We start from the raw sequence: 7,934 nt of genomic DNA on the forward strand, positions 1-7,934 counted from the left end.
CCAAACGCCCCTCTACAGTTCTAAACTTGTCTCAAACCCTGTTTGAGCTTGATAATGATTGGACATATCCCCCGCGACATTCAGCATATTGAACAACTCGCCGAGCAGTTTCCTAAGAACGTACGTTTAAACCTCCTTGATAAGATTCCGCATCAAGGGAGGTCTCTACCAATATACGCTTTGGAAATAGGCTCAAATATTAGCCAAGCTCCCTGCCTTTTCTTTACAGGCTCAATTCATGGTGTCGAACGAATTGGTAGCCAGATCATTCTTGCGTTTGTTAGGAGTTTACTTCGGAGACTAGAGTGGGATAGGCAGTTAAAAGAGGCGCTGGAACGAGTTCGAATCGTCTCAATACCAGTCGTTAATCCGTGGGGTGTCGCTCTTAAGAAACGAGCCAACCACAATGGTGTCGATTTGATGAGAAACGCCCCAATCAAAAGCTCAAACCCTATTCATCAACTCTATGCTGGGCAAGATTTTAGTTCTGCACTGCCGTGGTATCGCGGTAACCCCGATCAAATGGAACGAGAGCTGCAAGCTTTGTCACAGTACATTCTCTGTAGTACAGAGCACTCCCGCTCTTCGATTTTGCTCGATCTTCATAGTGGCTTTGGCACGCGTGATAGGCTTTGGTTTCCATATGCGCACAGTAAACAACCGCCAAGTAATTTATCCCAATACTACTTGCTGTATAGGCAGTTTAGAAAGAGCTACCCTCACTACGAGCTTTATCAGTTTGAACCGCAATGGCACCAGTACACGACTCATGGTGATTTTTGGGACTGGATGCTATTACAGCATCAAACGAAATCAGAGAACGACTTTTTACCGCTAACTCTTGAGCTTGGCTCTTGGCTATGGGTGAAAAAGAACCCAATACAAATGCTCAGATTCAGCCAAATGTTTCACCCGACTAAACCCCATAGGATCAAACGGGTACAGCGGCGACACAGTACTCTGCTAAGCTATTTAATTCAGGTGCTCGACAACGATCTACTCGCCAATATGTCGATAAGCGATGAAGCAAAGTATAGGGAAAAGGCCAACAAACTATGGTACCGATAGTCTTAGTCAGAGGGTTATTAAGAGAAAGCGGTCATTGGCAGGATTTAGTCAATGCCATTCAGCAAGCTTCTCCAGAGATCGCGGTCATCACGCCCAATGTCCCCGGCAACGGAGCGCTTTACAATAAGACTAGCCCAAGCGGTATCGAGCAAATGCTTGCACCTGTGCTGGCACAACTCCCTAAGAGCTGCCAACGTTATCACTTAGTCGCGATTTCAATGGGCTCTATGCTCGCCAGTCATTGGGCACATGTACTACCGGGTCAGGTAGCAAGCTTAACCCTGATTAATCCGAGCTTTTCTCGTTACAGCCCTTTTTGGCAACGAATAAACCTTCAGGCCCTACTCAGCATTGGTGCATCAAGTTTAAAAGGGAGTGAAGCATTCCAACAGTCTATCATCGAATGGACAAGCCCAATCAGCCTTCATCATCCTGAAGTGATCGAACATCACCTTAATCTTGCGCGAAATCACCCTGTCACTGCTATCAATGCGATTCGACAACTGTATGCTGCAGCAAAATTTAAAGGGCAAAGCGCTCCACCAGCAATTCCAACTCAAATCATTGTTAGCGAACGAGACAAACTAGTAGATAGTCGATGTGGCGAAGCTATCGCGAAGACTTGGAAGGTAGAAATAAAACGTTTTGATTGTGATGCGCACGACTTGCCGTTAGCCAAACCGCACGCACTGTGTGATCATCTTTTACACTGGTTTGCCAATATCGAGCTAAGCACAGACTATACCTGAGGCTTTTCAACCAGAAGCTTGATACCAAGGAAGACTAAAACCGCCCCTGTCGAACCTTCCATCCAGCGGGTAAATCGTGGACTTTGAAGTAAGTTTTTCGCTTTCGTAAGCACGCCCGCTAAACCACACTGCCAAACCATGGCGATAACAAAATGGATCGCAGCCATTAAGCAAGATTGCAAAAATGCTGAACCTTCAGGGTTGATAAACTGAGGCAAAAACGCGAGGTAGAAAACCGCTGTTTTAGGGTTTAGCACGTTAGATAGAAATCCTTCACGTAGTGACCGCTTTGCATCAAGAGGCGTTGAACCCACCACGACGTTTGCATTTAAACCTGAACTCGTTCCATTTAAGAGGCTTTTCAAAGTCATCACACCTAGCCAGATTAAGTAGGCTGCGCCAACCATCTTCACCGCGTTAAACAGTTCAGCAGATTGCGCCAAAATCGCAGAAATACCGACTGCCGAAAATGTGGCATGGACAAACAAACCAAGACATATCCCTAAGCTTGTTAAAAAACCATCACTAAAGCCGCCACGCGAGGAGTTACGAATTACCAAGGCAGTGTCTAACCCAGGAGTCAGTGTAAGAATAGTAATAGCGATTAAAAAGGCTTCGATATTGATAATCATGGGTCGTCCTGACTGATTAGGGGCTGTTTACAATTTCACCCCATGTTATAGGAAGGTATAACCGAGGTTCAACTCTTGATTAAATTCACTTGGTCTCATAATCATTGATTGATAAGCTTTCGCCTTTACAAATCAATAGTCACGGAAGGCGACCCATGAGCGCATTCGAAAAACTCAAACAACATTCTAAAAAGATCTCACACTTCAATCACCTTGCTGCTATCTGTGGTTGGGACCAAGCAGCTGTTATGCCATCAGGCGGAAATCAAGCTCGCTCGGAAGCAATGGCGGAACTGTCGGTGCACATTCACGGCTTACATACTCAGCCACAACTAGAAGACTGGTTTGCAGAAGCCGAATCTGAACAGTTAAACACTCAAGATAAAGCCACATTGCGCGAGTTAAAGCGTCAATGGCAACAGGCGAACGTGTTACCAGAGTCATTAGTGCAGGCCAAATCTTTAGCCGGCTCTAGATGTGAGCACGCGTGGCGTACCCAGCGCGGAGACAATGACTGGCAAGGTTTTGAAAAAAACTGGGCAGAGGTGGTAAAGCTCTCACAAGAAGAAGCGCAAATTCGCGCTGAAGTAAATGGTCTTTCTCCTTACGATGCCATGCTTGATATTTATGAGCCAGGAACTAACTCCGAATCTCTTGACCGTCTGTTTAGCGATGTAAAAACCTGGTTACCTGAGCTGATCAACCAAGTGATTGATAAACAAGCCTCTGAACATTATGTTCAAGCAGAAGGCACTTTCGATACCAGTAAACAGAAAGCACTCGGTCTTGAAGTAATGAAGCTACTTCAATTTGACTTCAACCATGGACGCTTAGATGAAAGTGTTCACCCATTTTGTGGTGGTGTACCAACGGACGTTCGTATCACCACTCGCTATGATGAAAGCGAGTTTGTTCAATCCTTGATGGGGATTGTTCACGAAACGGGGCATGCTCGCTATGAGCAAGGACTGCCAAAGTCGCTGTCTGGCTTGGCATCTGGTGAGGCGCGTTCAATGGGTATCCACGAATCTCAATCTCTGTTCTTTGAGATGCAAGTAGGCCGAAGTGACGCATTTATCGAACACCTTGCTCGTCTAGCTGGTCAGCATTTCGATGGTCACAGCACAGAGTTGTTCTCGCAATCGAACTTCCAAAAACTCTACACACGAGTTAAAAAAGACTTTATCCGCGTCGATGCTGACGAGCTCACCTACCCTGCTCACGTCATTTTGCGCTATGAAATCGAGCGTGACCTAATCAATGGCAAGATAAAACATACAGACGTTCCAGAGCTATGGAATCAAAAAATGCAACAGTACTTAGGGCTTTCAACAGAAGGCAACTATAAGAATGGTTGTATGCAAGACATCCACTGGACAGACGGTGCATTCGGTTACTTCCCGTCATACACATTAGGTGCCATGTACGCGGCTCAGTTTATGTCGGCCATGAAACAAACGGTTGATGTAGACGGCGCAATTCGAAGCGGCGACCTATCACCTATTTTCGCTTGGCTAGAAGATAAGATCTGGAGTAAAGGAAGCTTATTAACCACGGATGAACTGGTGAAGCAAGCGACTGGTGAAACACTCAATGCGAAGTTCTTCCAAAATCATTTAAAAACACGTTACTTGGGCTAATTTGTAGAACTAAGCCAACGGTTTGACTGCCTGACTGACGTGCTCTTTCAGGCAATCAAACCATTCTAGAATTACCCATTCATTTTTCAGAACGACTTCAAAAGTCCTGAATGATAATCTGAGATATCCAAGGTAACACCATACTCTTGAACCCATTGATCGAGGTTCGCTTGAGCGGCATTTAAACTGTTCATAGTGATGGTGTTGTCATCGAGTTGCCAAAGCTGACGAGAGCCTTCGTAGCTAAATTGAAGTGCCAGCATCGCATTAACATTTCCATCTTGTGCCGCGGTTTGGAGTGCTCGATTCTTACGGTGGATCAGGTTTAAGGCCTGTTTAAGATCCCAAACATACGCCACTTCACGCATTTTGGGGTGCGTTTTTAACTTTACTAACGTCACCACCACCCCAATGGCACTAACGATGACACCAAGTAAGTTCCAGTGAAAATGAGACCCTTGCTCTGCTGGGAATAGGTAAATCAGCGTTTGAGAAATTGCCAAACTAAATGCAGACAAAGCCGCAATACAGGCAACAATCACGATATTCAAACGAGAACGGTATAGCTGCTTGTCGATATTTTGTAACTGCATCAATAATCCATTTTTTGAGCCGACTAAAACCATATCAATAGTCTTAAAAGAGTGGATGATTATACACATCACACTCGAAGATTAATAAGGAAGCTCGCAGATTATTGGTAAGGAGACGTATCTGTATATCGAACCACACCGACAACTTTCTTTATACACAGACTTTCCTTTCTAAACGGCATCAACTGATAACCCACAACATTGTTGTCGGGGAACTATATTAACGTTGTTGAATCGACGATTGGTAGGGTTCAAAGCTAATACCATATTTTTCGTATAGCTCAGCTATAGTGCCATTCTTCACTAGTCTTTCCATTTCCATGTCAAAGGTTGTAGCTAAAGCGCTTGAGTTCTCTGAATCAGAAAAAACCACGAAGAGTTTCTCTCCTTTTTTAGTCACGACAGTCACAAACTGTGATGCGCTTGTCGATGGAGCATGCATGGATAAAGCCGAGTCATAATCTACCAACGCATCTACTCTTCCTTTTTCCAGTAGCTTTAATCCCTGCGCCACATTGTCTACTTCCACCTTTATCAAGCGCACACCTTTTAAAAATCCTTGGTCAAAGTCGTAACCTCTGACCCACGCGACCTTCTTTTCATCTAGCGAGCCATATCGACGATTTTCCCAATCGAGTGCGCCTGATTGAAATCGCACTACCACATCCTCTTCAATGCTAATGTGCCACCTTGGATAAAGAAAACCCAGATTCTCTTGCGGATAATAATAATCCCCAACGTAAGCATCGGCAGCTTTCTTCTCGACTAACTGCTTTGCTCGCTTCCAAGGCTTAGTACTAAGCTCGACTTGAATACCTGCGGAACTAAACACCGCGGTCACAATCTCCCAATATAAACCCGTGCCATCGCTATTAGTGTAACCTTGCCACTCTTCACTCACTACTTTGATAGTCTGAATTCTATCCGAGCTAGAAACTCCACTGCACATGAAAATAGATGTAAGCACTAATATGGAAGTTAACTTCGACATCGTCCTCTCCTTACTACTAGTAAAGAGCATAGTTGAGGACAACAGGTGATGCGATACCCGTCAACTGATACTAAAGCTTTACGATTCTAATGAAATTCCAAGCTCCGTACGTTTTCGTTTACTTAAATTTAAAGCTGCCAAGCGATACGATTCTGATAAGTAGTATTTCAAGTCGTCGTCTAGCTCGCCGGACGTTTGGGTTTGTTGAATCCATTTCATGCCTCGCGAGGCAAAATAAGGTGCGGGTCTATACCCTTCGCAATCACTCAGAAACTGGAAATTTAAGTCTGATGTTTTAAAAGTGAATGCGGCTTCACGATCATCACTCCAGCCACCGATGGCGAAGACTTTTCCACCGACTTTCCAAACGTGAGAATTACCCCATTGAATAACGTGGCTTGTCGCGGCGAACTCTCCGCAGAACTGATTAAACTCTTCGTAAGTCATGGTTTCCCCTTTACAACACTTGTTCAATACGACTCATCCAATTAGGCAATTCTCTCTTGTACCAGTCTAAGTACATTTGCGCATTCTTGTTCTTGCGAGAAACGAGCAGGTTAGTGACTTCCACCACTATCCATCCTTTGGCTAAAACAACATGCTTGAGTAATGTATCTTTTGTCATGCAATCGTTGCACTCTAAGTAACGATCAACAATAAAGTCGTACTCTTGTATTGCTCCCATCCCTCGAATTAGAGGGGCAAGATCAATCGCGGGACTTCCTTTACCAAATCGCTCCCAATCAAACAGCACAAGCTCTCCATTTTTACGCACGCCCCAGTTTCCTTCGTTGCTATCTCCCGATATCAACGTGTTGGGCGAAAATAGCTCCTCACTTAAAGCGCACACTGTCATCAGAGCATCACTCGTTATATTGGGCAACGCCAGCACGCTAAGCGCTCTATCGGTAGCAGCCTGCGTCCACTGATGTTGTTTTAGATTGAATTGAGGAACATGAGAAGATTGATGAATTGCAGCTAGCTGTTGAAAACAGCTAGGTTGGAGATGTAAAAAGGCTAGGCTCACCTGCTGAGGAATGTATTCGATATAAAGGGTGTCACCGACTAAATGGACCAGTTGCGGAGTATTAACACCAGAGATCTTATTGGCGCTGTGCTGGTAAAAATCCCTTTCAACTTGTGACGCGTTGGCCTTTTTAATGCAGCGACGGCCATTGTATTCAACGAGAGTCACCTCAGCAGAGCCTATCTTGGCGAGATTCTTTTCACTCAAATGCTTATCTCCTGTACCTAAGATACTGCAATAGGTGCTGCGCTATAACCTACATACCATTTCCATCAGTCCATTGTTTTCTGAAGACTTGGAAAAGCCATGTGCGTGGTAGAGTTGTACTGCAGGGTTTTCAATAAACACCCTCAAGATGATTTTTGAGCAGGCTCGCTCCCTTGCATACTGTTTTATCAAGCTTATAGATTTAGAGCCATAGCCTCGGCCTTGAAACTGCGGCTCTAACTGGAAATCTCGAAGATACGTTGTTTCACCTTCGTCATAACTAAATCGAACCAAACCAACTCGCTTTTTATCTACACAAATTTCAAAGTTATCTAGCTCTTGCCAACTTTCGATAAAGCGCTGATGATCCCACACTATTCCCCTGCTCTGATAATAGGCTGACATGTTTTCTTGAGTCAAAGACTCGGCGTAATGAGAATCCGAAGCCGGACTGAATACTAACTGCATCCAAGAAAACTCCTCTGATCAATTACTAAACTCTACACTTGATAGTCGAATACGATGATGTCTTCCAACAGAGGGCGGAACACATCTTTTAGCGCATCATGTTCTGGGTGAGGTAAATAGTTTTGTCGCCCAGCCTCATCCACAAACGTCATCAAGACTGAATGCGTGAATCCTTGATTTTTGCCTTCAGGGCTATCGTTCAGTCCCCACTCCACCTCTGCCACTCCTTCCACTTTGCTAGGCATTTGCTCAAAAAGGGCTCTGAGCTTTTCAATTTCAGTTAACTGAGCATCTTGCTTAAACTTGATCAGTAATATGTGCCGAATCATGCGCGTCTCTACTTTTGTCTTTAGTAAAGATAACTTAACATCGTTTGGCTGGCTTCGACCAGTAGAAAGCACACGAAGAGAGGATCTAAGTCTATGACTCGACGGCAATGTAAATCTCTACCTCTTGAGCACCTTTGTAAAACTCAAAGTCCGTCGTATAAGCACGCTTATAGGAGCAATCATCGGCTTCAAAGTAATTCCAAATTACTTCCCATAAGTTGATAACAACT

Annotated in this window: 10 protein-coding genes and 1 pseudogene; 3 read left to right on the top strand and 8 right to left on the bottom strand. The window is 44.4% G+C overall.

Features of this window, described 5'->3' with window-relative positions; all coding sequences use genetic code 11:
- Positions 1-54: 54 nt before the first annotated feature.
- Together AC6R00_RS01790 and AC6R00_RS01795 are read left to right on the top strand one after the other, a co-directional pair.
- Complete coding sequence (locus AC6R00_RS01790; RefSeq protein ID WP_500639157.1) at positions 55-1,068, top strand: DUF2817 domain-containing protein; 1,014 nt, start codon at positions 55-57, stop codon at positions 1,066-1,068.
- Positions 1,056-1,817 (top strand): alpha/beta fold hydrolase, encoded by a 762-nt coding sequence (locus tag AC6R00_RS01795; RefSeq protein ID WP_500639158.1) that lies wholly within the window; start codon positions 1,056-1,058, stop codon positions 1,815-1,817. The genes AC6R00_RS01790 and AC6R00_RS01795 overlap by 13 nt, the downstream gene beginning before the upstream one ends.
- Here AC6R00_RS01795 and AC6R00_RS01800 read toward each other — a convergent pair.
- Entirely contained in the window at positions 1,808-2,449 is a 642-nt protein-coding gene (locus AC6R00_RS01800) for a LysE family translocator (protein ID WP_500639159.1), read from the bottom strand. The genes AC6R00_RS01795 and AC6R00_RS01800 overlap by 10 nt on opposite strands.
- 155 nt (positions 2,450-2,604) lie before the next feature.
- On the opposite strand from AC6R00_RS01800, the gene AC6R00_RS01805 reads away from it, so the two are divergent.
- Positions 2,605-4,089 (top strand): carboxypeptidase M32, encoded by a 1,485-nt coding sequence (locus AC6R00_RS01805; RefSeq protein WP_500639160.1) that lies wholly within the window; start codon positions 2,605-2,607, stop codon positions 4,087-4,089.
- A gap of 86 nt (positions 4,090-4,175) precedes the next feature.
- Here the strand turns inward: AC6R00_RS01805 and AC6R00_RS01810 are convergent, their stop codons facing one another.
- The 7 genes and pseudogenes from AC6R00_RS01810 to AC6R00_RS01840 form a co-directional block, all read right to left on the bottom strand.
- The gene (locus AC6R00_RS01810; protein WP_425666729.1) at positions 4,176-4,682 is read right to left on the bottom strand and encodes a DUF3087 domain-containing protein; all 507 of its coding nucleotides are present in this window, start codon (positions 4,680-4,682) and stop codon (positions 4,176-4,178) included.
- A 220-nt stretch (positions 4,683-4,902) separates the two neighbouring features.
- Positions 4,903-5,673 carry a substrate-binding periplasmic protein gene (locus AC6R00_RS01815; protein WP_500639161.1) on the bottom strand — a complete coding sequence of 257 codons (771 nt, stop codon included), beginning with the start codon at positions 5,671-5,673 and terminating at the stop codon, positions 4,903-4,905.
- 78 nt (positions 5,674-5,751) lie between these two features.
- Entirely contained in the window at positions 5,752-6,120 is a 369-nt protein-coding gene (locus AC6R00_RS01820; RefSeq protein WP_500639162.1) for an MmcQ/YjbR family DNA-binding protein, read from the bottom strand.
- 10 nt (positions 6,121-6,130) lie between these two features.
- Positions 6,131-6,907 (bottom strand): phosphotransferase family protein, encoded by a 777-nt coding sequence (locus AC6R00_RS01825; protein WP_500639163.1) that lies wholly within the window; start codon positions 6,905-6,907, stop codon positions 6,131-6,133.
- 42 nt (positions 6,908-6,949) lie between these two features.
- A complete protein-coding gene (locus tag AC6R00_RS01830; RefSeq protein WP_500639164.1) occupies positions 6,950-7,375 on the bottom strand; it encodes a GNAT family N-acetyltransferase in 426 nt (141 codons plus the stop codon).
- A gap of 32 nt (positions 7,376-7,407) precedes the next feature.
- Positions 7,408-7,704, bottom strand: coding sequence for a Dabb family protein (locus AC6R00_RS01835; RefSeq protein ID WP_500639013.1), 297 nt, complete (start codon positions 7,702-7,704; stop codon positions 7,408-7,410).
- Positions 7,705-7,795: 91 nt separating this feature from the next.
- A pseudogene (locus AC6R00_RS01840) lies at positions 7,796-7,934 on the bottom strand (AraC family transcriptional regulator); the annotation flags it as partial.

The sequence above is a fragment of the Vibrio sp. R10-SF1-ISO8 genome (assembly GCF_059833805.1).